Genomic DNA, 22,397 nt, shown 5'->3' with positions numbered 1-22,397 from the left:
CAGGCGGGCAGGGTGTCCAGGGTGTGGCTCACGGCGTCACCCCTGGGGGCTGTTCGCGTTCGGCCGTGGTGCGGGCCACCTTGTCGCGCACATACAGCGGCATGGCCGCATGGGCCGGCAGGGCGTCGCCCCGGGTCCAGGCCGCCGGGGCCAGCCGCAGCAGGGCGGTGGCCGACGGCACGGCCACGGCGGTGGTGTGCGAGGCCTGCAGCCCGGCCAGCGCCTCGGGGTAGGCGCTGAACACATTGCCGGCCAGCAGGGGGGGCTCGCCGGGCAGGGCCTGGGTCAGCCAGTCGGCCAGCTGGTCCGGCGCGCACAGGCGAGGCGCGTGGCGTTCGGTCCAGCCCGTGCCCTGGCGCTGCCAGACCGCCAGGTACAGCTCGTCCATGCGGGCGTCCAGCAGGGCGGCCACCGGTCCGGCATGGTCGGCCGGGGTGGCGGTCTCGGCCAGCACCTGCAGGGTGTCGATGGCCAGCACCGGCAGGCCGTCGGGGTGGCGGGCGTCTCGCGTGCCATAGGCCAGGCCCTGGGCCACGGCGCAGGCGGTGCGCAGCCCGGTGAAGGAACCGGGGCCGCGTGCGAAGGCGATGGCGCTCAGGTCGTGCAGGCGCCAGCCGGCCTGATCCAGCAGCCGCTGCACCGCCGGCAGCAGCGTGGTCGACGACTGCGGGCCGCCCGGGCCGGCATGCTCGACCACCGGGTCGCCCGGCAAGCCGGTGCCCAGCGCCACCGACAGGGTGTCGGTGCTGCATTCGATGGCCAGAAAACGGGGCGGGGATGCGGCGGGCATCGGGGAATTATCGGCCACGGTCGCCGACCACCGGCCGATAATGGTGTGGTGACCCGAGACCTGCGCCTGCCTTCCTTTCTGGCCGCCGTGCCCCGCCGCGCCGTGGGGTGTCTGGCCCTGGCCATCCTCAGCCTGCCGGCCTGCGCCCAGCGCATCGGCCCGGCCGATCCGCTGCCCCCTTCGGTGAGCCGTGCCCTGCAGCGTGCCCAGGTGCCGCCGTCGGCCCTGTCGGCCTATGTGGTGGCGCTGGACGACCGGGGCGATGTGCGCCTGCGCCACCAGGCCAGCGAGCCGGTGAACCCGGCGTCGGTCATGAAGCTGGTCACCTCTTATGCCGCGCTCGACCTGCTGGGCAGCCAGTACACCTGGAGCACCCGCTTCCTCACCGACGGCGTGGTGGACAACGGCGCCCTGCGCGGCAACCTGTATGTGCGCGGTGGCGGCGACCCCAAGCTGGTGATCGAACGCCTGCAGGAGGCCTATGCCGCGCTGCAGGCCCAGGGGGTGCGGGTGATCCTGGGCGATCTGGTGCTGGACCACAGCGCCTTCGACCTGCCCGAGACCGACCCCGGTGCCTTCGACGGCGAGGCCCTGCGGCCCTACAACGCCAGCCCGGACGCGCTGCTGTTCAACTTCAAGTCGGTCATCCTGAAGTTCCAGCCCGACCCGGCCGCCGGTGTGGCCCGGGTGGTCAGCGAGCCGCCCCTGGCCCGGCTGGCCATCGACGCCACCGTGCCGCTGGCACCGGGCCGCTGCAACGACTGGCGCAGCGGTCTGGGCGCCCGCTTCGACGACCCCGACAGCATCCGTTTCACCGGCCGCTATCCGGCGGCCTGCGGCGAGCTGGTCTGGCCGGTGGCGTACCAGCAACCCGCCACCTACGCCGCCCGTGCCTTCGAGGGCACCTGGCGCTCCATGGGCGGCCTGCTCACCGGCCAGACCCGCAGCGGTCTGGTGCCGCCCCAGGCCCGGCTGCTGCACGAGGCGCGCTCGCTGCCGCTCTCGGACATCCTCATGGACGTCAACCAGTGGAGCAACAACGTGATGGCCCAGCAGGTGTTCCTGTCGCTGGGCGATGTGCCGCTGCCGCCCGAAGCCGGCGCCCCGGCCGGCCGGCGCAGCAGCTTCGAGCGGGCGCGGGCGGTGGTAGCCCAGTGGTGGCAGCGCACCTTCGGGCCGAAGGTGGCCGCGCCGGTGCTGGAGAACGGCTCCGGCCTGTCGCGGGTGGAGCGCATCACGCCGGAATCGCTGGCGGTGCTGCTGCGCCATGCCGCCCGCCATGCCCAGGCCCAGCCCTTCGTGCAGTCGCTGGCGGTGGCCGGCGTGAGCGGCACGGCGGCCCGCATCGCGCGCGATCCGCGCAGCCCGGCCTATGGCAACGCCTTCCTCAAGACCGGCACCCTGCGCGATGTGACCGGCATCGCCGGCTATGTGAACGCGGCCAACGGCGGGCGGTATGCGGTGGTCGGCTTCGTCAACCACCCCAACGCCGGCGCGGCCCGCCCGGCCCTGGAAGCCCTGGTGGAGTGGGTGGCGGCTCAGCCGGACTGACATCGCACGGTGGTGGCTGCATCACAAGCCATCACGGACGTGTGACCGGACAAACCCGGGTGACATACCCCCATCGGTGTACATAGCATGGGTTTTTCGCACGGTCGTGCGGAAATTGGTCCACATCCCTCCATCGTTCGGGAGATCCCATGTTCCAGCGTTCCGGTGTCGTCGCGGCCCTCATGGCCGCATTCGTGTTGACCGCCTGCGGCGGCGGCGCTCCTTCGGTCTCGGCGGTCAAGGTGGTGGGCGACAGCCTGGCCGACAGCGGCACCTTCGGTTTCAAGTTCACCGTGCAGGGCAATCCCATCTGGACCGATCTGGTGGCCGATGCGGTGGATGCGCCGACGCTGTGCCCCCGTTATGCGGCCACGTCGGCCACCAACGTGGTGCCCAACCCGCAGGCGGCGGGCTGCACCAGCTACGCCGTGGGCGCTGCGCGCATCAACCCGCCCGGCGGCGCAGCGGCCGACACCTCGCCCTTCTCGGTGGTGCAGCAGCTCAAGACCCTGGCGGCCGAGCAGCGCTTCAAGCCCGACGAGATCCTGCTGGTCGACGGCGGTGGCAACGATGTGGCCGATCTGGTCACGGCCTACCTCACAGCGGGTCTGCCGGCGGCTGCCGGCGGCGACGGCGGTGCGTCCTACGGTGCCTTGCTGGGCGAGTTGCTGACCCCGGCCGAACTGGGGGCCAACATCGCCAATCCGGTGGCGGTGGGCTCGCTCTACATGACCCGCCTGGCCGACCTGCTGGCCGACACGCTGGAGCAGCAGGCGCTGCGCCGTGGCGCGCTGCGCGTGGCCGTGGTCAACGTGCCGGACGTGACGCTGACGCCCCGGTTCCTGGGCACGCTGCAGTTCATCGCGTCGCAGGGGCCGACCGGCCCGGCCACGGCGGCGGCGGTGAAGGGGCTGGCGGGGGCCTGGGTCAAGGCTTTCAATGACCGCCTCAAGGTGCGTGTGGGCAAGTACCCGCAGGTGGCCATCGTCGATTTCAACCGGCTGCTCACCCAGTGGACGAGCAATCCGTCGGCCTACGGCCTGACCAACGTCACCACGCCGGCCTGCCCGGGCCCGATCCAGGCCTGCTCCACCGCCAGCCTGAACACGCTGTACGGCGGCGACAGCTGGCGCGGTTATGTGTTCTCCGACAACTTCCACGGCACGCCCAGGACCAACGAGCTGGTGGCCGATGCGGTGCTGGATGCCGTGATGGCCAAAGGCCCGCGCGGCTGGAAGTAAGGCGGTCGGGGGTCAGGCGGCGGCGCGGTCCAGGCGGTCGCGCACGCCGTCCCATTCGGCCTGGGGCGGCGGGGTTTCCACCCAGATCAGCCGCACGCCGGTGGCGTCCAGCTCGCGCAGCACGGCGAACAGCTCGTGGGCGCAGGCCGCGGCATCGGCCGGCATGGGGCGCAGCACCACGCCGGGACCGGCGCGCAGCCGGCTGCGGGCATAGACCGCGATGTGCCGGGCGTCCTTGCCGAGCACGTCCAGCGCGGTCTGCAGCATGCGGGCGTCCATCAGCCGCACCTTGGCGTTCGGCGCATAGTGCGAGGCCAGCGTGCCCGAGGCGCGCGGTGCGGCCTCGTCGCGCGGACGCACCGGCAGGCCGCAGGCGGCCTGCAGCTGTTCGGCGGTGATCATGCCGGGGCGCATCAGCACCGGGTGGCCGCGCGAGGCGTCGACGATGGTCGACTCGATGCCCACCGGGCAGGCGCCGCCGTCCAGGATAAGCAGCTCGTCGTCGCCCAGGGCGGTGAATTCCTCGGCCACATGGGCCGCCGTGGTGGGGCTGACGCGGCCGAAGCGGTTGGCGCTGGGTGCTGCCACGCCCCGCACCCCGCGTGCTGCGGACGCCCTGAGCAGCGCCTGGGCCACCGGGTGCGACGGGCAGCGCACGCCCACCGAGTCCTGGCCGCCGGCCGCCACGGCCGCCACATCGGGGCGGCGCGGCAGGATCAGCGTGAGCGGCCCGGGCCAGAAGGCCTCCATCAGCCGCAGGGCAAACGGCGGGATGTCGCGCGCGTAATGATCGACCGCACTGCGCCAGCCGCCGGGGGCATCGCCGGGGGCCAGGTGCACGATCAGCGGGTGGTCGGCCGGCCGGCCCTTGGCCGCAAAGATGGCCCGCACGGCGGTGGCGTTGTCGGCATCGGCCCCCAGGCCATAGACCGTTTCGGTGGGCAGGCCCACCAGCGAGCCGTCGGCCAGCCGCTGCGCGGCCTGGGCGATGGCCGACGGGTCGGCGGCGTCGAGCAGCAGCGGCATGGCGGACGGTGTGGCGGCGCGCTCAGGCGTCCAGCCCGGGCAGGCCCAGCAGGGCCAGCACCTTCGCGGTGGTGTCGCGCACCTCGGCCACGCTGGCGCCGGTGATGTTGAGGTGACCCATCTTGCGGCCGTGCCGCGCGCTCAGCTTGCCGTACAGGTGCAGGTGGGTGCCGGGCAGGGCCAGCACCTGGGCCCAGGGGGGCGACACCGGCTGTTCGCTGCGCTGGGCGCGCACGCCGTTGGGCTCGAACCAGAGGTCGCCCAGCAGGTTGACCATGATGGCCGGGCTGTGCTGGCGCGGGGTGGGCAGCGGCAGGCCGGCCAGGGCCCGCACCTGGGCCTCGAACTGCGACAGGTCGCAGGCGTTCTGGGTGTAGTGGCCGCTGTTGTGCGGACGCGGGGCCATCTCGTTGACCACCAGCGTGGGCGCACCGTCGGGGCCGTCGATGATGAAGAACTCCACGCACAGCACGCCCACGTAGTTCAGTTCGTGGGCAATGGCCATGGTGGCCTGCTGGGCGCGGGCGGCCAGGGCGGCGTCCAGCGCACCCTCGTGCACCTCGGTCAGGGCCAGGATGCCGTCGCGGTGGGTGTTCTTCTGCACCGGGAAGCTCACGCACTGGCCGTCGGCGCCGCGCGCCACGATGACCGAGCACTCGGCTTTCAGCGCCAGCAGCTTTTCCAGCACGCAGGGCACGCGGCCCAGCTGGTCCCAGGCGGCGGCCAGGGCGGCGCGGTCGGCCACGCGGATCTGGCCCTTGCCGTCGTAGCCCATGCGCGAGGTCTTGAGGATGCCGGGCAGCAGGTCGGCCGGGGCGGCGGCCAGCAGTTCGGGCGTGTCGATGGCCGCATAGGGCGCGGGCAGCACGCCGCTGGTGGGGGCGCTGCGCACGAAGTGGGCCTTTTCGCGCACGCGGTCCTGGGCGGTGGCCACGCACTGCGACGACGGCGCCACCGGGCGGTGCGCACCCAGGGTGAACAGCGCGCCGGCCGGCACGTTCTCGAACTCGGTGGTGATGGCCTCGCAGCGCTGCATCAGCTGGGCCAGGCCCTGCTCGTCGTCGTAGGGCGTCTGGATGTGGAAGTGGCTGATCAGCCCGGCTGGGCTGGCCGGATCGGGGTCGAGCACGGCGGTGAAATAGCCCATGGCCTGGGCCGCCTGCACGAACATGCGGCCGAGCTGGCCGCCACCCATCACACCCAGCGTCATCAGCTGGCCGGTGCCCGACATGGCGCCGGGGAGCAAGGTCTTCATCATGGCGGGCTCAGAGCGGCAGGGTCATGGCGCGGGCGTCGGCCGTCTGGCGCGCCCGGAAGGCCAGCAGCTGCTCGCGCAGCGCCGGGTCCTGGTTGGCCAGCAGGGCCACGGCGAACAGCGCCGCGTTGGCCGCACCGGCCGCACCGATGGCAAACGTGGCCACCGGCACGCCCTTGGGCATCTGCACGATGCTGTGCAGCGAGTCCACGCCCTGCAGGTGGCGGCTGGCCACCGGCACGCCCAGCACCGGCACCACCGTCTTGGCCGCGATCATGCCGGGCAGGTGGGCCGCACCGCCGGCGCCGGCGATGATGGCTTTCAGCCCCCGGGTGGCGGCCGACTCGGCGTAGGCGAACATGTCGTCGGGCATGCGGTGGGCCGACACCACGCGGGCTTCGTGGGCCACGCCGAAGTCCTTCAAGATTTGCACGGCGTGCTGCATGGTGTCCCAGTCGCTGCTGGAACCCATGACCACGCCCACCTGGATGGGGTTCATGTTGGGGCTTTCGTGAGGGGCGGCGGGCGGGTCGGCCGCTCCGGTAAAGTGGCGATTTTACGTTTCACCCCGCCTCCGGGCGGCCGTACCCATGATCGACGTCACCATCGCCAACTTTGAAGCCGAGGTCATCGAAGCCTCCATGCACACCCCGGTGCTGGTGGATTTCTGGGCCCCGTGGTGCGGCCCGTGCAAGGTGATCGGCCCGCTGCTGGAGAAGCTTGAAGCCGCCTACGCCGGCCGCTTCAAGCTGGTGAAGATCGATTCCGACCAGGAGCAGCAGCTCGCCGGCGCCTTCGGCATCCGCAGCATCCCGACCTGCGTGCTGCTCAAGAACGGTCAGCCGGTGGACGGCTTCATGGGCGCCCTGCCCGAAGGCCAGATCCGCGCCTTCCTGGACAAGCATGTGCCCTCCGAGGGCGAGATCGAGGCCGAAGCCGAGGAAGCCGACGCCCAGGACGCCCTGGCCCAGGGCGATGTGCACGGCGCCCTCGAAAAACTCCAGCAGGCCGTCACCGCCGACCCGGCCAACGACGACGCCCGCTTCGATCTGGTCAAGCTGCTGCTGGAGCTGGGTCAGGACGACGATGCCAAGGTGGCGTTTGCTCCCGTCATCGCCAAGGCTTCCGGTGTGCGACGCCTGGATGCCCTGCAGCGCTGGATGCAGGCCCGCGACGCGCAGATGGAGGTGGCCGACCCGCAGGCCCGGGTCGAGGCGCTGCAGGGCCGCATTGCCGCCAACCGGCGCGATTTCGAGGCCCGCTTTGCGCTGGCCCAGCTGCTGTGGGCCCACGGCCAGCACACCGCCGCCATGGACGAGCTGCTGGAGATCCTGATGCGCGACAAGGCCTGGAACGAGGACCTGGCCCGCAAGACCTATATCGCCATCCTGGAGATCATCGATCCGCCCAAGCCCAAGGTGGCAGAGGGCCAGGTGCCGCCGGAAGACCCGACGGTGGCGACCTATCGCCGTCGCCTGTCGTCGGTGGTGCTGAGCTGACCCGGCCGGGCCGGGCCCGCTGCCTTCAGCCCACCAGCCGCGTCAGGGCTTCCTGGTACTTGGCGGCGGTCTTCTCGATCACCTCGCGCGGCAGGCGCGGCGCGGGTGCGGTCTTGTCCCAGGGCTTGCCGTTGACCTGGGCGGTCTCCAGCCAGTCGCGCAGGAACTGCTTGTCGTAGCTCGGCGGGTTCTGGCCCACCACATAGCCTTCCACCGGCCAGTAGCGCGAGCTGTCGGGGGTGAGCACCTCGTCCATCAGCACCACGCGGCCTTGCGGATCCAGGCCGAACTCGAACTTGGTGTCGGCAATGATGATGCCCTTCTTCAGCGCGATCTCGGCCGCCGCCTTGTACAGGCGCAAAGCGATGTCGCGGATCTGCGTGGCCACGTCCAGACCGACCATGGCCACCGTCTGCTCGAAGGTGATGTTCTCGTCGTGTTCGCCCATCTCGGCCTTGGCGGCCGGGGTGTAGATGGGTTCGGGCAGGCGCGAGGCGTTCTGCAGCCCTTCGGGCAGCGGCACGCCGCAGACCGAACGGCTTTCCTGGTACTCCTTCCAGCCGCTGCCGGCCAGATAACCGCGCACCACGGCTTCCACCGGAATCGGCTTGAGCCGCTGCACCAGCATGGACCGGCCGCTGACCTGCGGCACCTCGGCTGCGCTCACCACGCTCTCGGGCGCATCGCCGGTGAGGTGGATCGGGCAGATGCCCAGGCCCTGGGGCCCGAGCTGGTCGAACCAGAACAGCGACAGCCGCGTGAGCAGCGCGCCCTTGCCCGGGATGGGCTCACCCATGATGACGTCGAAGGCGCTGATGCGGTCGGACGCCACCATCAGGATGCGGTCGTCGCCCACGGCGTAGTTGTCGCGGACCTTGCCGCGGGCCAGCAGGGGCAGGGAGGTGAGGGCGGAGGTGTGCAGGGCGGCGGTCATGTTCAGTTGACCACCTGGGCCAGTTCGCCGCGGGCGTACTTCTCGGCCATCACCGACAGGTTCATGCCCTTGATCTTGCCGGCCTGGCCTTCGCAGCCGAACTGCAGGTAGCGGGCCTTGCAGACCTGCTTGGCGGCCTCGCGCGCGGGCTTGAGCCACTCGCGGGCGTCGAACTTGTCCGGGTTTTCGGCCAGGAACTTGCGCACCGCGCCGGTCATGGCCAGGCGGATGTCGGTGTCGATGTTGATCTTGCGCACGCCGTGCTTGATGGCTTCCTGGATTTCCTCGATGGGCACACCGTAGGTCTGCTTCATCTGGCCGCCGTACTGGTTGATCACGTCCAGCAGCTCCTGCGGCACGCTGGAGGACCCGTGCATGACCAGGTGGGTGTTGGGGATGCGGGCGTGGATTTCCTTCACGCGCGAGATGGCCAGGATGTCGCCGGTGGGCTTGCGGCTGAACTTGTAGGCGCCGTGGCTGGTGCCGATGGCAATGGCCAGTGCGTCGAGCTGGGTGGCCTTGACGAAGGTGGCGGCTTCCTCGGGGTCGGTCAGCATCTGGCTGTGGTCGAGCTTGCCGACCGCGCCGATGCCGTCTTCCTCGCCGGCGTCACCGGTTTCCAGGTTGCCCAGGCAGCCCAGCTCACCTTCCACCGTCACGCCGACCTTGTGGGCCATGTCCACCACCTTGCGGGTGACGTCCACGTTGTAGTCGAAGCTGGCGGGGGTCTTGCCGTCTTCCATCAGCGAGCCGTCCATCATGACCGAGCCGAAGCCCAGGTCGATCGCGCCCTGGCACACCTTGGGGCTGGTGCCATGGTCCTGGTGCATCACCAGCGGGATGTGCGGATAGGCCTCGACGGCGGCCTGGATCAGGTGCTTGATGAAGGGCTCGCCGGCGTATTTGCGGGCACCGGCGCTGGCCTGCAGGATGACCGGAGCACCCACCTCGTCGGCCGCTGCCATGACGGCCTGCACCTGCTCGAGGTTGTTGACGTTGAAGGCCGGGATGCCGTAGCCGTTGGCCGCGGCGTGGTCGAGCAGTTCGCGCATGGAAACGAGTGCCATGGGGGTGTCCTCTGGTGCGGGTTGGTAACCGGTGTGTAACCCGCGATTTTAGCCGGCCGGGACCTGCAGAAAGCCGCTGAGCCGGTCCAGCACCGGCGCCAGGCCGCGCAGCGGCCGCGCCATGGCGCCGATCAGGGTGGTGTGGCTGACGCGGTCGAACAGCTCCACCTCCACCGGTGCGCCCCGGGCCTGCAAGGCTTCGGCCATGGCCACGGTGTTGCGCTGGGGGTTGACCAGGATGTCGCTGCGCGCGGCCAGCAGCAGCACCCGTTGCGAGGGCACCGGGGGGCCGGCCTTCACATGGAACAGGGGTTGCGAGTCGGGCGGGGTGTCGGGCCAGTTGAAGGCCTTCTTCACGTCCGACAGGCCGATGGGCAGGAAGTCGTACGGACCGGCCAGACCGGCCCAGCCGGCCAGCACCTGCGGCCGCAGGCCCACGCCACCCAGCCAGCGCGGATCGAGCGCCATCATGGCGGCGTTGTAGGCCCCCGCGCTGTGGCCCACGGTGTGGATGCGCCGGGGCGAGGCGCCGAGCCGGCGCGCGTTGTCGTGCGCCCATTTCACCGCCAGGGCGCAGTCTTCCAGAAAGGCGGGGTAGCTCACCTCCGGGCTGAGGCGGTAGTCGGCCACCACGGTGACGATGCCCCGCGAGGCCAGGGCCTCGCCCACGAAGCGGTAGTCGGCCCGGTCGCCGCTGCTCCAGCTGCCGCCGTAGAAGAACACCGCCAGCGGGGCACCGGGCGGTGCGTCGGCCGGGCGGTAGACGTCGAGCTGCTGACGCGGCAACGGCCCGTAGTCCTGGTCGGACAGCACGGTGTGCGTGTCGGTCGACACGGTGGCGTTGATCAGGCGCAGCGGCGAGCAGGCCTGCAGCAGGGGCGCCAGGCCGAGCAGGCCGCTCAGGGCCAGCCAGCGGCGGCGCGGGGTAAGGGTGGGCAGGGTGGGCATGGTGGTTCGCGGCGTTGGCGGTGTCTGCGATCCCTACGCACCGGCCCCGGTTCCGGATGCAGCCCCGGGGCCGTGCCTCAGGTGGCGCGGACGATCTTGAGCGTGTTGGTGCCCCCGGGCTGGCCCATGGGTTCGCCCACGGTGATGGCGTACACGTCGCCGGCCTGCACGATGCCACGCGCCTTCAGGTGCGATTCGGCGTCGGCCAGCGCGGTGTCGCGGTCGGCGCTGGTGTCCATGAGCAGCGGGCGCACGTTGCGGTAGAGGGTCATGCGGCGCTGGGTGGAGAGGTTGGGCGTCATGGCGTAGATGGGCATGCGCACGTTGTGCCGGCTCATCCACAGCGCGGTCGAGCCGGAGTCGGTGAGCGCCACGATGGCCTTGGCGCCCAGGTGGTGCGCGGTGAACAGCGCGCCCATGGCGATGGACTGGTCGATGCGCTTGAAGGTCTTGCCCTGGAAGTCGGCGCTGAGCTCGTGGTACTCGGCCTTCTCGGCCTCGGAGCAGATGGCCGCCATTTCCTTGACGGTCTCCAGCGGGTACCTGCCGGCGGCGGTCTCGGCGCTCAGCATGACGGCGTCGGTGCCGTCCAGCACGGCGTTGGCCACGTCGCTGACCTCGGCGCGGGTGGGCACCGGGTTCTGGATCATGCTCTCCATCATCTGGGTGGCGGTGATGACCACCTTGTCCATCTCGCGGGCCAGCTTGATCATGTGCTTCTGCAGCGCCGGCACGGCGGCGTTGCCCACCTCCACCGCCAGGTCGCCCCGCGCCACCATGATGCCGTCGGACACCTTGAGGATGGCGGCGAGTTCGGGGATGGCTTCGGCGCGTTCGATCTTGGCGATCAGACCCGGCTTGTGGCCGGTGTTGGCGCAGGCCACGTTGCACAGCTGGCGGGCCAGCTCCATGTCGGTGGCGTTCTTGGGGAAGCTCACCGCCACATAGTCGGCCCGCAGGCCCATGGCGGTCTTGATGTCGTCCATGTCCTTGGCGGTCAGGGCCGGCGCGGTCAGGCCGCCGCCCTGCTTGTTGATGCCCTTGTTGTTGGACAGCTCGCCACCCATGGTCACGGTGGTGTGCACCGCCTGGCCCGCCACCTTCTCCACCTTCATGACGATCAGGCCGTCGTTGAGCAGCAGCGTGTCGCCGGGGCGCACGTCGCGCGGCAGTTCCTTGTAGTCCAGGCCCACGCCGTGCTCGTCGCCGGGTTCGGTGCGCGAGGCGTCCAGCACGAAGGGCTGGCCGGCCTCCAGCATGACCTTGCCGTTGGCGAACTTGCCGACGCGGATCTTGGGGCCCTGCAGGTCGGCCATGATGCCGACCTCGCGCCCGGCGCGCTGGGCGGCTTCGCGCACCAGCCGGGCCCGCTCGATGTGGTCTTCGGCCTTGCCGTGCGAGAAGTTCAGCCGCACCACGTTCACGCCGGCGCGGATCATGGCTTCGAGCAGGGCGGGGTCGCTGGATGCGGGACCGAGGGTGGCAACGATCTTGGTGGCGCGCAAGGGCATCGGGCTTGTCTCCTGAGGGATGTTCATGTAACCGGGTTTCAATTATCAGGGCACAAAGGTACGGCCCGGTTACCAAGCCGGATCATCCCGATGACGCCGGCAGCACCGCCTGAACCCGCGTGCCGCGCCCCGGGCTGCTGTCGATGCGCAGTTCGCCGCCGTGCGACTCCACCCGCACCCGCATGCCCAGCAGGCCGTGGTGGCCGGGCGGCACACGGTCGGGGTCGAAGCCCTGGCCGTCGTCCTGCACCGCCACCTGCACCCGGTCGCCCTCGGGCAGCACGCTGACCCAGACCTCCCGCGCCCGGGCGTACTTGCGCACATTGGTGAGCGATTCCTGCACCAGCCGGAACACGGTGAGTTCGGCATCGGCACCCAGCGCCACCGGCTGCAGCCGGGCGCGCACCGGCACACCCAGGCCGGCCGAGGCGTCGTCGCACAGGCCTTCCAGCGCCGGCAGCAGGCCGAGCTGGTCCAGGGCGGACGGGCGCAGGTTCTCGACGATGCGCCGCTTGACCGCAATGCCTTCGTTGAGCCGGTCCTCGATGCCGTCGATGCGCTCCAGCCCGGGCTCCGGCAGTTCGGGCACCCGGCGCAGGCGGGCGATCTCCAGCTTCATGGCGGTGAGCAGGCCGCCCATCTCGTCGTGCAGTTCGCGCGCCACATGGGCGCGTTCGTCTTCGCGGGTGCGCACCACATGCCCGGCGAGCTGGCGCAGGGCGGTGGTGCGTTGTCCCACCTGGTGCTCCAGCGAATCGCGTTCGGTCTGCAGCTGCTCGGCATGCCGCACCTGGCTGCGCTGCAGGGCCGAGTTCTTGCGCAGGAAGAAGGCATAGGCCAGCAGGCTCAGCAGGGCCAGGGCGTGCACCGTCCAGCGACCGATCTCCAGCGTGCGGTACACGGCAGCGCGCTCGCCGGCGATGCGGCGCTCCTCGGTGCCGATCAGCACGTCGGTGGCGCGGCGCACCGCCTCCATCTTCTCGCGGCCGATGTCGGTCATCATGAGTCCCTGCCAGCTGCCGTGGGCGCCGGCATCGAACAGGCCCACCGTCTCGGCAATCTCCGACACCTTCTCCAGTGCGCGCTCGTTCAGGCGCTCCACCAGCGCCAGCAGCTCGGGGTCGTGGCGGTGGTGTTCGCGCAGGCGGCGCACCGCGTTGTCCAGCTCCTGGCCGGCGGCCTTGTAGGGCTCCAGGTACTGCGGGCGCCCGGTGAGCAGGTAGCCGCGCTGGGCCGATTCCATGTCCAGCAGGCTGCGCACCACGGTCTGGGCGGCGTTGCGGGCCGAGTCGCGTCCGCCCAGGCTGACGAGCGAATCGAGCGCACGCCGGTAGGTCAGCTCGGTGCCGGCCAGCATGCCCAGGCCCAGCAGCAGCGCCAGGGCGATGGCCAGCGGTGTGCGCCAGGGGCCGGCCCGGCGCAGCACGGAGCGGCGCGGGGTGGGCGGGTTTGCAGGGGTCATGGGGCGCGAGTGTGGCCCAGTTCACCGCACCATGCGATCAGCGCTTCGAGATCACAGGACTTGTCGAACACTTTCTGCGCGCCCAGGGCCAGGCAGCGCTGGCGCAAGGCGGGTGTGGCGTGGTTGGTGAGCACCACCCGGTGCATGGGGCTGTCGCAGTCGCGTGCGGCCTGGAGCACGCCCAGGCCGGAGCCGCTGGCCAGCACGATGTCGATGATCATGAGGTCGCAGGGCGGTGGCTGCATCAGCCAGGCCACCGCCTGCGATTCGCTGCGCGCCTGCCCGATGACCTGCACCGGGCTGAGCTCCTGCAGGGTGGAGATCAGGTGCCGGCTGATGACCGGGTTGTCCTCCACCAGGAAGGTGCGCAGCGGCTTCACGGGAGCGTCAGCGCACGACGATGTCGTTGCGCACCGCCAGCACGCCCGGCACGCTGGCTGCCAGCTTCTCTGCGGCGCTGCGCTCGGTGCTGTTCTTGGCAAAGCCCGAGAGCTGCACCGTGCCCTTGAGCGTTTCCACCTGGATGGACATGGCGCTGACCGCGGGGTCTTCGGCCATGCGGGCCTTGACCCGGGTGGTGATGGTGGTGTCGTCGATGTACGAGCCCACGCTCTGCTGGTCGCGCGCGACCGCGCAGCCGGCGGTCTGGATGACCATCACGGCGGCCGCAGCCGCCAGCAGGAAATGGCTGGGTTGGAAATGGCGGGATTTCATCAGGTGTTCCTTGTGGCGGTCTGCGGCGGGCTTCAGCTCTGGCTGCGGATGGTCAGGCGGTTCTCGACCTCGACCACACCTTCCACGGCCTTGGCCAGCACGGTGGCGCGTTCACGCGAGGCCTCGTCCGGTGCGGTGCCCGACAGCTCGACCCGGCCACCCGTGGTGTCCACGTCGATGCCCAGGGCGCTCAGGCGGTCGTCGGCGGCCAGGGCGGCGTTCACCTTGGCGGTGATGGCGGCATCGGTGGCGTCGCGGGCCATCACGTCGGCGGCCTTCTCGCCGGCGGCCTGCACTTCCTGGGCGGCCTGCTTGGCGTCCTGGCCCATCTGGTTGGCCGCCTGGCCGACCTGGTTGACGGTGTTGTCCACGCGCTGGCCCAGGGTGGGTTCACCGGATTCGCCACAGGCGGCGAGCACGGCGGTGGCCAGCAGGGCGGCGGTCAGGGCGGGGATGCGGAGCTTGCGTTGCATGTCGGTGTCCTTTCACAGATGACGTTGCGGTGAAGTGACTGTAGGCAGCGCGCCGCCGCAGCGATGTCGGACGGTGCCGCCTGTGCGTGTAGGACATGTCCTACAGCCGGCCACACGCACCGGGCTGCTACATTGGCCGCGCCACGCATGCCCCCAACCCCATCGAACCCCATGATCCAGATCGCCATCGTCGACGACCACGCCATCGTGCGCACCGGTCTGCGCCAGTTCCTGGGCGAACAGGTCGACCTGCGTGTGGCCGGCGAGGCCGCCAATGGCCGCGAGGCGCTGGAGCTGGTGCGGCAGACACCTGTGGACGTGCTGCTGATGGACCTGTCCATGCCCGGCCAGGGCGGGGTGGAGGCGCTGCAGGCCATCAAGGCGCGATACCCGGAGTTGCCGGTGCTCATCCTCAGCGGCTTTCCGGCCAGCCGTTATGCGCCCACCCTCATGTCCCAGGGCGCCAGCGGCTACCTGAACAAGGAGTGCGATCCGCAGGAGATCGTCGAGGCCATCCGCGTGGTGGCGCGAGGGCGCCGTTACCTGAGTGCCGAGGTGGCGCAGCTGCTGGCCGAACGCGCGCTGGGCGACGGTGGGCAGGCGCCGCACGAGGCGCTGTCGGAACGCGAGCTGCAGGTCTTCCTGCGGCTGGCCCGGGGCGAGGCGGTCGGCGGCATCGCCGAGGCCATGCACCTGAGCGTCAAGACGGTGAGCACCTACCGCACCCGGGTGCTCACCAAGCTGGGCCTGGCCAGCAACAGCGAGCTGACCCACTATGCGATCACGAACGGGCTGATGGACTAGGCCCGTCGGACGGCGGTTCATAATATGAAAAAGAAGGTTATTCCTGATTTTTCATATTGAAATGAATATGATGAGGGTCCATCCCCATCATCAACCCCGTGTGCATGCGCTGCGCCGGTGTGGGGGGAGCCCCGGCCCAGGCCGGGCGTCCACGGGCGATCTGCTTCCCGGAACCGCTGCCCTGTGCAGTCCACCTGGCGTCGGCATGTGCCGGCCGATCAACGTTTTTTCTCCGTTGCTGTTTTGAGCGGTCCGGCGCTGCCCGGTCCGCCCGCTGTTGCAGTCTCGCGTTGTCCACGCTGGTCGGCCATCCGTACAGGAGGGCAAAACGGCCATGTGTGGCATTGCAGGAGAAATCAGATTTGACGGGCAGCCCGTCGACCCCGCCGCGCTGCAGCGGATGAACCAGCGTCAGGCCGATCGCGGCCCTGACGGACAGGGCCTGATGGCCTTCGATCGCTGGGGCTTTGCCCACCGGCGCCTGAGGATCATGGACCTCAGCGACGCGGCCCAGCAGCCCATGTTCGATCCGGCCCTGGGCGTGGGCGTGGTCTTCAACGGCGCGATCTACAACCACCACGAGCTGCGCCGCGATCTGGTCGGCCGTGGTTACCGCTTCCATTCCACCGGGGACACCGAGGTGCTGCTCAAGGCGTACCACGCCTGGGGTCCTGCGTTCGTGAAGCGGCTCAACGGCATGTTCGCCTTCGCGCTCTGGGAGCGCGACAGCGGCCGGGTGGTGCTGGGCCGTGACCGGCTGGGCATCAAGCCGCTGTACCTGGCTCCCATGGCCGGCGGGTTGCGGTTCGCGTCCAGCCTGCCGGCGCTGCTGGCGGCCGGGCCGGTGGACACGGCCATCGACCGGGACGGCCTGCACCACTATCTGTCGCTGCACGCCATCGTGCCCGCACCGGCCACCCTGCTGCGTGGCGTGCGCAAGCTGGCCCCGGCCACGCTGCTCACCATCGAGGCCGATGGCGAGCAGCACGAGGAGCGCTACTGGCAGCTCAGCTACGCGCGAAGCGCCGCCGATGAGAGCCGCAGCTTCGAGGCCTGGCGTGAAATCCTGCTGGCCAGCCTGCGCGCTTCGGTGCGTCGGCAGCTGGTGTCGGACGTGCCGGTGGGTGCGTTGCTGTCGGGCGGCGTGGATTCCAGCCTCATCGTGGGCCTGATGGCCGAGCAGGGGGTGACCGACCTGCGCACCTACAACGTCGGCTTCGAGGACGTGGCGGGCGAGACCGGCAACGAATTCGAATACGCCGAGACCGTGGCGGGCCACTTCGGCACGGTGCACGAGCGCATCTTCGTGCCTGAGCGGGAGCTGATCGACCGCCTGCCCGAAGCCATTGCCGCCATGAGCGAGCCCATGGTGAGCCACGACTGCATCGGCTTCTACCTGCTGAGCGAGGCTGTCGCCCGGCACAGCAAGGTGGTGCAGAGCGGGCAGGGCGCCGACGAGGTGTTTGGTGGTTACCACTGGTACCCGCGCCTGGCCGGCAGCACACAGCCGGTGGACGACTACGCCGTGGCCTTCCTCGACCGGGACCATGCCGCCATGGCCCAGGTGCTGCAGCCCGACTGGCTGGGCTCGGATGTGACGCGCGCCTTCATCGAGCGGGCGTTGACGGCGCCGGGCGCGGTCGATCCGGTGGATCAGGCCTTGCGGCTGGACACCACGGTGATGCTGGTCGACGACCCGGTCAAGCGGGTCGACAACATGACCATGGCCTTCGGCCTGGAGGCCCGGGTGCCGTTTCTGGACCACGAGCTGGTCGAACTGGCGGCCCGCATTCCGTCGCGCCACAAGCTGGCCCAGGGGGGCAAGGGCATCCTGAAGGAGGCGGCCCGGCAGGTGATCCCTTCCTCGGTCATCGACCGACCCAAGGGTTATTTCCCGGTGCCGGCCCTCAAGCACGTGCGCGGCCGCGTGCTCGAGATGGTGCGCGATGCCCTGAGCAGCCGCGCTGCCCGAAACCGGAACCTGTTCCGCCCCGAGGTGCTGCAGCAGTGGCTGTCCGCGCCGTCCGACCATCTCACGCCGCTGCGCGGCTCCATGCTGTGGCAGGCCGGCCTGCTGGAGCTGTGGCTGCAGCAACACGTTGACTGAAGGAGTTGCCATGGAATCGAACCCCTCTGATGTCCGCCCCCCACTGGCCTCAGCCCGCAAGGCTGCTGAATCGGTTCGCGAGCACGCCCCGCGTGCCTTGCGGCTGAGCCGCTCTCCCTTGCCGCACGAACCCGGCACCCGCCGGGAGGTCGCGTTCGACTGTGGCTGGGGGCGGCTGATCGCCGGTCATACCTTCGACGATCCGGCCGCCTTGGCGCGAACGCTGCTGGCAGAGCGCGAAGGCCAGCGCGACATAGCCTTCTTCGTCGACAAGCCGCACGTGGTGGTGTCGCACGCTCCGCAGCAGCTGTTCGTCGATCCGTCCGAGGCCCTGCGCCTGCCGCTGTCCACCTATGTGCCCCGGCGCCACCGCCGCCAGGGCTTCACCGTGCGCCGACTGCGCGCACGGGCCGACATTGCCGCCATCAATGCCATCTACCGGTCCCGCCGCATGGTGCCGGTGGACCCGGCCGAGGTCTGGGCCCGTCGCGCCGATCCGTCCCTGGTCTATGTTCTGGCCGAAGACCTCCAGAGCGGCGAAGTGATCGGCGTGGCCATGGGGGTGGACCATCTCCGTGCCTTCGGAGATGCCTCACCGGGTGCCAGCATGTGGGCCCTGGCGGTGTCGCCGCAGGCCAGCCACCCGGGTGTGGGTGAGGCACTGACGAGGCATCTGGCCGAACACTTCCTGGCCCGTGGCCACGCCACCCTGGACGTGTCGGTGCTGCACGACAACACCCAGGCTCTGGCGCTGTACCGCAAGCTGGGTTTCCAGCCGCTGCCGGTGTTTGCGGTCAAGCGGCGCAACGCCATCAACCAGCCGCTGTTCAGCGGCAACGACACCGCCAGCGGGCTCAATCCTTATGCCCGCATCATCGTGGACGAGGCGCAGCGCCGGGGCATCCGCGTCGAGGTGCTGGATGCCGAGGCCGGCTATGTCCGGCTTGACCATGGCGGCCGCTCGGTGGTGTGCCGCGAGTCGCTGAGTGAGCTTACCAGCGCGGTGGCCATGAGCCGGTGCGCGGACAAGCAGGTCACCGCCCGCCTGCTGCGGCAGGCCGGGCTCCAGGTGCCGGCACAGATGGTGGCGGGCTCGACCGCCGATCACGAAGCCTTCCTGCGCGAACACGGGGCGGTGGTGGTCAAGCCGGTGGACGGCGAACAAGGACGTGGCGTGGCGGTGAACCTGCGGTCCATCGAAGCGGTCGAGACCGCCATTGAAGAAGCCAGCCGGCATGGAGGGCGCGTGCTGCTGGAGGCCTTCTGCGAGGGGCAGGACCTGCGCATCGTCGTGATCGGCCATCGGGTGGTGGCGGCTGCCGTGCGCCGACCGGCCAGCGTCGTGGGTGACGGCACCAGCACCATCGCCAGCCTGATCGACAAGCAGAGCCGCCGCCGCGCGGCGGCCACCGGCGGCGAGTCGCGCATACCGCTGGACGCCGAGACACGGCGCTGCCTGGCCGACCAGGGCTACCGTCTGGACGACGTGCTGCCGCATGGCATCACGCTGGCGGTTCGCCGCACCGCCAACCTGCACACCGGCGGCACCATCCACGACGTCACCGACCGGCTGCACCCGACCTTGCGGTCCGTGGCCGAGCACGCCAGCCGCGTGCTGGACATACCGGTCACCGGTCTGGACCTGCTGGTGCCCGATGTGGAAGGGCCTGACCATGTGTTCATCGAGGCCAACGAACGCCCGGGTCTGGCCAATCACGAACCGCAGCCCACGGCCGAACGATTCGTCGATCTGCTGTTCCCTTCGACCGCCTGCGTCGATGCCACCGACCCCCGATACCGTCAGGAGACCGCATGACCCACACACCGACACCTGCACTGCCCCCGCTGGACGAACGCTACCTGGAAGAGACCCTGCTCCAGTTGCTGGCCATCCCCAGCCCGGTCGGACTGACCGACGCCGTGGTCCGCTACACCGCCGGCCGCCTGGATGCCCTGGGCATTCCGTACGAGATCACCCGCCGGGGCGCCATCAAGGCCACCCTGAAGGGGCGCGAGCGCCGGCCCGCGCGAGCCATCGTCGCCCACCTGGACACCCTGGGTGCCATGGTCCGCGAACTCAAGCCGAATGGCCGCGTGGCGGTGGTGCCCATCGGCAGCTGGTCCTCCCGCTTTGCCGAGGGCGGCCGCCTGACCCTGTTCACCGACGCCGGGCAGATCCGGGGAACCTGTCTGCCGCTCAAGACTTCTGGCCATGCCTTCGGAGACGCCATCGACACCCAGCCCAGCACCTGGGACCATGTGGAAGTCCGGCTGGACCATCCGCTGGCCAGCGTGGCCGACCTGGAGCAGGCCGGCGTGCGGGTGGGCGACTGGATGGCTTTCGATCCCCACCCCGAGGTGCAGCCGGGCGGCTACATCAATGCCCGCTACCTGGACGACAAGGCCGCCGTGGCGGTGCTGCTGACCGCCTGCAAGGCCCTGCGCGAGAGCGGGGCGGAGCTGCCGGTGGATGCACACCCGCTGTTCACCATCACCGAGGAAGTGGGGTCGGGTTCCTCCGCTGCCCTGCACGGCGACATTGCCGAAATGGTCAGCCTGGACATCGCGATTGCGGCGCCCGGTCAGGCCACGGACGAACGCGCGGTCACCATCTGCCTGCAGGACCAGTCTGGCCCTTTCGACTACCACCTCTCGCACAAGCTGATCGGTCTGGCGCAGGCGCACGGCATCGAGCACCGGCGCGATGTGTTCCGCTTCTACCGCAGCGACTCGGCCGCGGCCGTGGAAGCCGGCAACGACATCCGTACCGCGCTGATCGGCTTCGGCGCCGATGCCTCGCACGCCCAGGAACGTACCCATATCGATGCGTTGCGAGCCCTGGGCCAGCTGTCCATGGCCTACCTTATGTCCGAGCCCGTGGCCGCCAGGGACCGCCGGTCCATGGGTTCGCTGGAAGGCTTCACCGAACAGCTCAAGCCGGTCGACATGCAGGTGGCCACCACCCCGTTACCCGATCCTCAGGACTTTCTGGAACCCGGCTGAGCGGCCGTGCGCTCGGCCTGCACCAGCGGGCGCAGGGCCCACAGCCCCAGCGCCGGGCCGATGGCCAGCCACGGCACCAGCTGTTGCAGCGGCACCGTCTCGGCCAGAAACACGAACAGCAGGATGCTGACGATGGAAATGGCAAAGCCGATGCTGTTGGTCAGCGTGAGCACGCTGCCCACGGCCTGGGGCGGCGCGTTGCGGGCGGTCAGCGTGCTGAACTGTGGCGAATCGCCGGCCACGCTGATGCCCCACAGCACCAGCCAGGCGTAGAACAGCGCATCGGGCGCGGTCATGAGCCAGGGGGCGACCAGGCAGCACAGGCCGCTGGTGCCCAGCAGGCTGCCGGCCACCCGGGCGCTGCCGAAGCGCTGCGACACCAGCCCGCCGGCCACGCAGCCCAGCGCGCCGGCCCCCAGCACGAAGAACGCGGCCCACGACAGTCCCGTGCCCTGCAGCCGGGTGGCCAGGATCAGGGGCACCAGCACCCACATGGTGTAGAGCTCCCACATGTGGCCGAAGTAGCCCAGCACCGAGCTGCGCACCTTGCGGTCGGTCCACACCGTGCCCAGGGCCCGCCACTGCAGGGTGGTCACCCGCGCCACCGCGCCCGGCGGGTCGCCGGTGCACAGGTACAGCAGCACGCCGCCGAGCGCGGCCAGGGCCGCCACACCCAGCATCAGCGTGGGCCAGGGGAGGGCATCGCCCAGGGCCCGCAGCGCGTGCGGGCTGGCCGAGCCCAGCACCAGGGCCCCGATGAGGAAACCCAGCGCACCGCCCAGGCCCTTGCTGTACCACTGGGCCGCGATCTTCATGCCCACCGGGTAGATGCCGGCCAGGAAGAAGCCGGTGGCAAAGCGCCACAGCATCAGCGCGTCCTGGTCGCGCACCATGGCCCAGGCGCCTACGGTGCAGCCGGCACCGGCCAGCGCGCATACCAGGAACACCTGGCGCGGCGCGAACCGGTCGGCCAGGGCCAGCAGCGAAAACACCAGCGTGCCCAGGATGAAGCCGAACTGCAGTGCCGAGGTCAGCGTGCCCACGGTGCTGGTGGGCCAGCCGAGTTCGCGCTGCAGGTCGGGCATGACCGCGTTGACCGCGAACCACAGCGAGGTGCCCAGCAGCTGGGCCAGCACGATGACCGGGAGGATGTGGCGGGGAACGGTGTGTTCGGTCATGCAGGTTCAGCGTCGCGCATCAGCGCCGCAGGTGGGTGAAGGCCTCGAACTCCCAGCTGCGCATGCCCAGCACCAGGGTGTAGCCCTCGCGGTCCTTCTCGGCCAGCTTCTGGTCGGTCTGGTGCTGCTGGGCGAAGTCGGTGGCCAGGCGCTGCAGCCGTTCGGCAAAGTGGGGCGCCAGCGCCTTGCTCACCGAACCGTGCACCAGCAGCAGACCTTCGCCCGGGCCGTCGAAGCCGCCGGCAAAGTAGTCCAGCAGCGCGTGTTCGCGGAAGTAGTTCATGACCGCACCGTGCGGCCGCCAGCGGAAGGTCTTGGCCAGCTTGAGGCGGTAGCGGTTGAGCGGGCGCAGCTCGATGATGCCCAGCCGGTCCAGCTGGGCCAGGTACTTCACGCCCTCGGCCGGGGTGAGGCGGTAGGCGGCGGTGATCTGCTCCAGCGTCCACTGGCTGAGCACGCAGATGGCCACCAGCAGCAGCTTCTTGTCGGCCACCACGGCGCGTTCCTGCTCGGCAGTCAGCTCGCGCAGCAGCGGCTGCGACTCGGCCACGCGCCGTGCCAGGTCGCTGAAGTCCAGCCGCAGGATGCGGCAGATCTCGTCGATGCGCGAGAGCGGCATGTCGGCCCGCGACAGCATGCGCTTGACGCTGGACTCGGCCATGTCGAGCTGTCGTGCCAGGTCGGCGTAGGTCATGCCGGCGGCCTTGAGTTCGGCCTTGACGGCGGCGACGAGGTCCAGCGTGGTGCCCATGGATCGGTGGTGGGATGAATACGGCAGTGGGTACCGTTTCACGATACCGCAAGGCCCCCGTCCGTGCACCCGGGTCATCCACC

At 70.2% G+C, this 22,397-nt stretch carries 22 protein-coding genes; 7 read left to right on the top strand and 15 right to left on the bottom strand.

The window, feature by feature from the left end:
• Positions 1–28: 28 nt before the first annotated feature.
• Positions 29–790, bottom strand: a complete 762-nt coding sequence (gene tsaB / locus WD026_RS10485; RefSeq protein ID WP_425723598.1) for a tRNA (adenosine(37)-N6)-threonylcarbamoyltransferase complex dimerization subunit type 1 TsaB — start codon at positions 788–790, stop codon at positions 29–31.
• A gap of 48 nt (positions 791–838) precedes the next feature.
• Here tsaB and dacB point away from each other — a divergent pair, with 48 nt between their 5' ends.
• A complete protein-coding gene (dacB, locus tag WD026_RS10480) occupies positions 839–2,341 on the top strand; it encodes a D-alanyl-D-alanine carboxypeptidase/D-alanyl-D-alanine endopeptidase (RefSeq protein ID WP_425723597.1) in 1,503 nt (500 codons plus the stop codon).
• A gap of 149 nt (positions 2,342–2,490) precedes the next feature.
• Entirely contained in the window at positions 2,491–3,582 is a 1,092-nt protein-coding gene (locus WD026_RS10475) for an SGNH/GDSL hydrolase family protein (RefSeq protein WP_425723596.1), read from the top strand.
• Between the two features lie 12 nt (positions 3,583–3,594).
• On the opposite strand, the gene WD026_RS10470 is transcribed toward WD026_RS10475, so the two are convergent.
• Genes WD026_RS10470 through purE form a run of 3 tightly spaced genes read right to left on the bottom strand, consistent with a single transcriptional unit; the run spans position 3,595 to position 6,362 of the window.
• Positions 3,595–4,602 (bottom strand): L-threonylcarbamoyladenylate synthase, encoded by a 1,008-nt coding sequence (locus WD026_RS10470; RefSeq protein ID WP_425723751.1) that lies wholly within the window; start codon positions 4,600–4,602, stop codon positions 3,595–3,597.
• A gap of 28 nt (positions 4,603–4,630) precedes the next feature.
• Positions 4,631–5,866 (bottom strand): 5-(carboxyamino)imidazole ribonucleotide synthase, encoded by a 1,236-nt coding sequence (locus WD026_RS10465; protein ID WP_425723595.1) that lies wholly within the window; start codon positions 5,864–5,866, stop codon positions 4,631–4,633.
• A 7-nt stretch (positions 5,867–5,873) separates the two neighbouring features.
• Entirely contained in the window at positions 5,874–6,362 is a 489-nt protein-coding gene (purE, locus tag WD026_RS10460; protein ID WP_425723594.1) for a 5-(carboxyamino)imidazole ribonucleotide mutase, read from the bottom strand.
• Positions 6,363–6,453: 91 nt separating this feature from the next.
• On the opposite strand from purE, the gene trxA reads away from it, so the two are divergent.
• Entirely contained in the window at positions 6,454–7,362 is a 909-nt protein-coding gene (gene trxA, locus WD026_RS10455) for a thioredoxin (RefSeq protein WP_425723593.1), read from the top strand.
• 25 nt (positions 7,363–7,387) lie between these two features.
• On the opposite strand, the gene WD026_RS10450 is transcribed toward trxA, so the two are convergent.
• The 8 genes from WD026_RS10450 to WD026_RS10415 form a co-directional block, all read right to left on the bottom strand.
• Positions 7,388–8,296 (bottom strand): phosphoribosylaminoimidazolesuccinocarboxamide synthase, encoded by a 909-nt coding sequence (locus WD026_RS10450; RefSeq protein ID WP_425723592.1) that lies wholly within the window; start codon positions 8,294–8,296, stop codon positions 7,388–7,390.
• Positions 8,297–8,298: 2 nt separating this feature from the next.
• Positions 8,299–9,363: a class II fructose-bisphosphate aldolase gene (gene fba / locus WD026_RS10445; protein ID WP_425723591.1), complete on the bottom strand. Its 1,065-nt coding sequence runs from the start codon at positions 9,361–9,363 to the stop codon at positions 8,299–8,301.
• 48 nt (positions 9,364–9,411) lie between these two features.
• On the bottom strand, positions 9,412–10,311 hold the full coding sequence (locus WD026_RS10440; RefSeq protein ID WP_425723590.1) for an alpha/beta hydrolase: 900 nt from the start codon (positions 10,309–10,311) through the stop codon (positions 9,412–9,414).
• 77 nt (positions 10,312–10,388) lie between these two features.
• Positions 10,389–11,822, bottom strand: coding sequence for a pyruvate kinase (pyk, locus tag WD026_RS10435; RefSeq protein WP_425723750.1), 1,434 nt, complete (start codon positions 11,820–11,822; stop codon positions 10,389–10,391).
• Between the two features lie 82 nt (positions 11,823–11,904).
• Complete coding sequence (locus WD026_RS10430) at positions 11,905–13,284, bottom strand: CHASE3 domain-containing protein (RefSeq protein ID WP_425723589.1); 1,380 nt, start codon at positions 13,282–13,284, stop codon at positions 11,905–11,907.
• A complete protein-coding gene (locus WD026_RS10425) occupies positions 13,281–13,664 on the bottom strand; it encodes a response regulator (protein ID WP_425723588.1) in 384 nt (127 codons plus the stop codon). Before WD026_RS10425 ends, WD026_RS10430 begins: the two co-directional genes overlap by 4 nt.
• Positions 13,665–13,671: 7 nt before the next feature.
• A complete protein-coding gene (locus WD026_RS10420; RefSeq protein WP_425723587.1) occupies positions 13,672–13,998 on the bottom strand; it encodes a BON domain-containing protein in 327 nt (108 codons plus the stop codon).
• Between the two features lie 32 nt (positions 13,999–14,030).
• Complete coding sequence (locus WD026_RS10415; RefSeq protein ID WP_425723586.1) at positions 14,031–14,471, bottom strand: BON domain-containing protein; 441 nt, start codon at positions 14,469–14,471, stop codon at positions 14,031–14,033.
• 171 nt (positions 14,472–14,642) lie between these two features.
• On the opposite strand from WD026_RS10415, the gene WD026_RS10410 reads away from it, so the two are divergent.
• On the top strand, positions 14,643–15,275 hold the full coding sequence (locus tag WD026_RS10410) for a response regulator (RefSeq protein ID WP_425723585.1): 633 nt from the start codon (positions 14,643–14,645) through the stop codon (positions 15,273–15,275).
• Between the two features lie 37 nt (positions 15,276–15,312).
• On the opposite strand, the gene WD026_RS10405 is transcribed toward WD026_RS10410, so the two are convergent.
• Complete coding sequence (locus tag WD026_RS10405) at positions 15,313–15,750, bottom strand: hypothetical protein (protein ID WP_425723758.1); 438 nt, start codon at positions 15,748–15,750, stop codon at positions 15,313–15,315.
• Here WD026_RS10405 and WD026_RS10400 point away from each other — a divergent pair.
• The 3 genes from WD026_RS10400 to WD026_RS10390 all read left to right on the top strand — a co-directional run bounded on the left by WD026_RS10400 (position 15,631) and on the right by WD026_RS10390 (position 20,385).
• Complete coding sequence (locus WD026_RS10400) at positions 15,631–17,382, top strand: N-acetylglutaminylglutamine amidotransferase (RefSeq protein ID WP_425723749.1); 1,752 nt, start codon at positions 15,631–15,633, stop codon at positions 17,380–17,382. The genes WD026_RS10405 and WD026_RS10400 overlap by 120 nt on opposite strands.
• A 118-nt stretch (positions 17,383–17,500) precedes the next feature.
• Complete coding sequence (gene ngg, locus WD026_RS10395) at positions 17,501–19,198, top strand: N-acetylglutaminylglutamine synthetase (protein ID WP_425723584.1); 1,698 nt, start codon at positions 17,501–17,503, stop codon at positions 19,196–19,198.
• On the top strand, positions 19,195–20,385 hold the full coding sequence (locus WD026_RS10390) for an osmoprotectant NAGGN system M42 family peptidase (RefSeq protein WP_425723583.1): 1,191 nt from the start codon (positions 19,195–19,197) through the stop codon (positions 20,383–20,385). The genes ngg and WD026_RS10390 overlap by 4 nt, the downstream gene beginning before the upstream one ends.
• Here WD026_RS10390 and WD026_RS10385 read toward each other — a convergent pair.
• Positions 20,361–21,563, bottom strand: coding sequence for an MFS transporter (locus tag WD026_RS10385; RefSeq protein ID WP_425723582.1), 1,203 nt, complete (start codon positions 21,561–21,563; stop codon positions 20,361–20,363). The two genes, WD026_RS10390 and WD026_RS10385, sit on opposite strands and share 25 nt — an antisense overlap.
• 19 nt (positions 21,564–21,582) lie before the next feature.
• The gene (locus WD026_RS10380) at positions 21,583–22,314 is read right to left on the bottom strand and encodes a helix-turn-helix domain-containing protein (RefSeq protein ID WP_425723581.1); all 732 of its coding nucleotides are present in this window, start codon (positions 22,312–22,314) and stop codon (positions 21,583–21,585) included.
• Between the last annotated feature and the right edge of the window lie 83 nt (positions 22,315–22,397).

It is taken from the genome of Hydrogenophaga sp. R2 (assembly GCF_049843595.1).
Classification (GTDB): Bacteria; Pseudomonadota; Gammaproteobacteria; order Burkholderiales; family Burkholderiaceae_C; genus Hydrogenophaga.
This window is presented reverse-complemented; position numbering and strand designations above follow the sequence as displayed.

Bases quoted from the DNA above. Each gene is read 5' to 3' on its own strand.
- tsaB (WP_425723598.1), bottom strand. From the start codon at position 790: ATGCCCGCCGCATCCCCGCCCCGTTTTCTGGCCATCGAATGCAGCACC.
- WD026_RS10475 (WP_425723596.1), top strand. From the start codon at position 2,491: ATGTTCCAGCGTTCCGGTGTCGTCGCGGCCCTCATGGCCGCATTCGTG.
- WD026_RS10465 (WP_425723595.1), bottom strand. From the start codon at position 5,866: ATGATGAAGACCTTGCTCCCCGGCGCCATGTCGGGCACCGGCCAGCTG.
- purE (WP_425723594.1), bottom strand. From the start codon at position 6,362: ATGAACCCCATCCAGGTGGGCGTGGTCATGGGTTCCAGCAGCGACTGG.
- trxA (WP_425723593.1), top strand. From the start codon at position 6,454: ATGATCGACGTCACCATCGCCAACTTTGAAGCCGAGGTCATCGAAGCC.
- WD026_RS10450 (WP_425723592.1), bottom strand. From the start codon at position 8,296: ATGACCGCCGCCCTGCACACCTCCGCCCTCACCTCCCTGCCCCTGCTG.
- fba (WP_425723591.1), bottom strand. From the start codon at position 9,363: ATGGCACTCGTTTCCATGCGCGAACTGCTCGACCACGCCGCGGCCAAC.
- WD026_RS10440 (WP_425723590.1), bottom strand. From the start codon at position 10,311: ATGCCCACCCTGCCCACCCTTACCCCGCGCCGCCGCTGGCTGGCCCTG.
- pyk (WP_425723750.1), bottom strand. From the start codon at position 11,822: ATGCCCTTGCGCGCCACCAAGATCGTTGCCACCCTCGGTCCCGCATCC.
- WD026_RS10430 (WP_425723589.1), bottom strand. From the start codon at position 13,284: ATGACCCCTGCAAACCCGCCCACCCCGCGCCGCTCCGTGCTGCGCCGG.
- WD026_RS10420 (WP_425723587.1), bottom strand. From the start codon at position 13,998: ATGAAATCCCGCCATTTCCAACCCAGCCATTTCCTGCTGGCGGCTGCG.
- WD026_RS10415 (WP_425723586.1), bottom strand. From the start codon at position 14,471: ATGCAACGCAAGCTCCGCATCCCCGCCCTGACCGCCGCCCTGCTGGCC.
- WD026_RS10410 (WP_425723585.1), top strand. From the start codon at position 14,643: ATGATCCAGATCGCCATCGTCGACGACCACGCCATCGTGCGCACCGGT.
- WD026_RS10390 (WP_425723583.1), top strand. From the start codon at position 19,195: ATGACCCACACACCGACACCTGCACTGCCCCCGCTGGACGAACGCTAC.
- WD026_RS10385 (WP_425723582.1), bottom strand. From the start codon at position 21,563: ATGACCGAACACACCGTTCCCCGCCACATCCTCCCGGTCATCGTGCTG.
- WD026_RS10380 (WP_425723581.1), bottom strand. From the start codon at position 22,314: ATGGGCACCACGCTGGACCTCGTCGCCGCCGTCAAGGCCGAACTCAAG.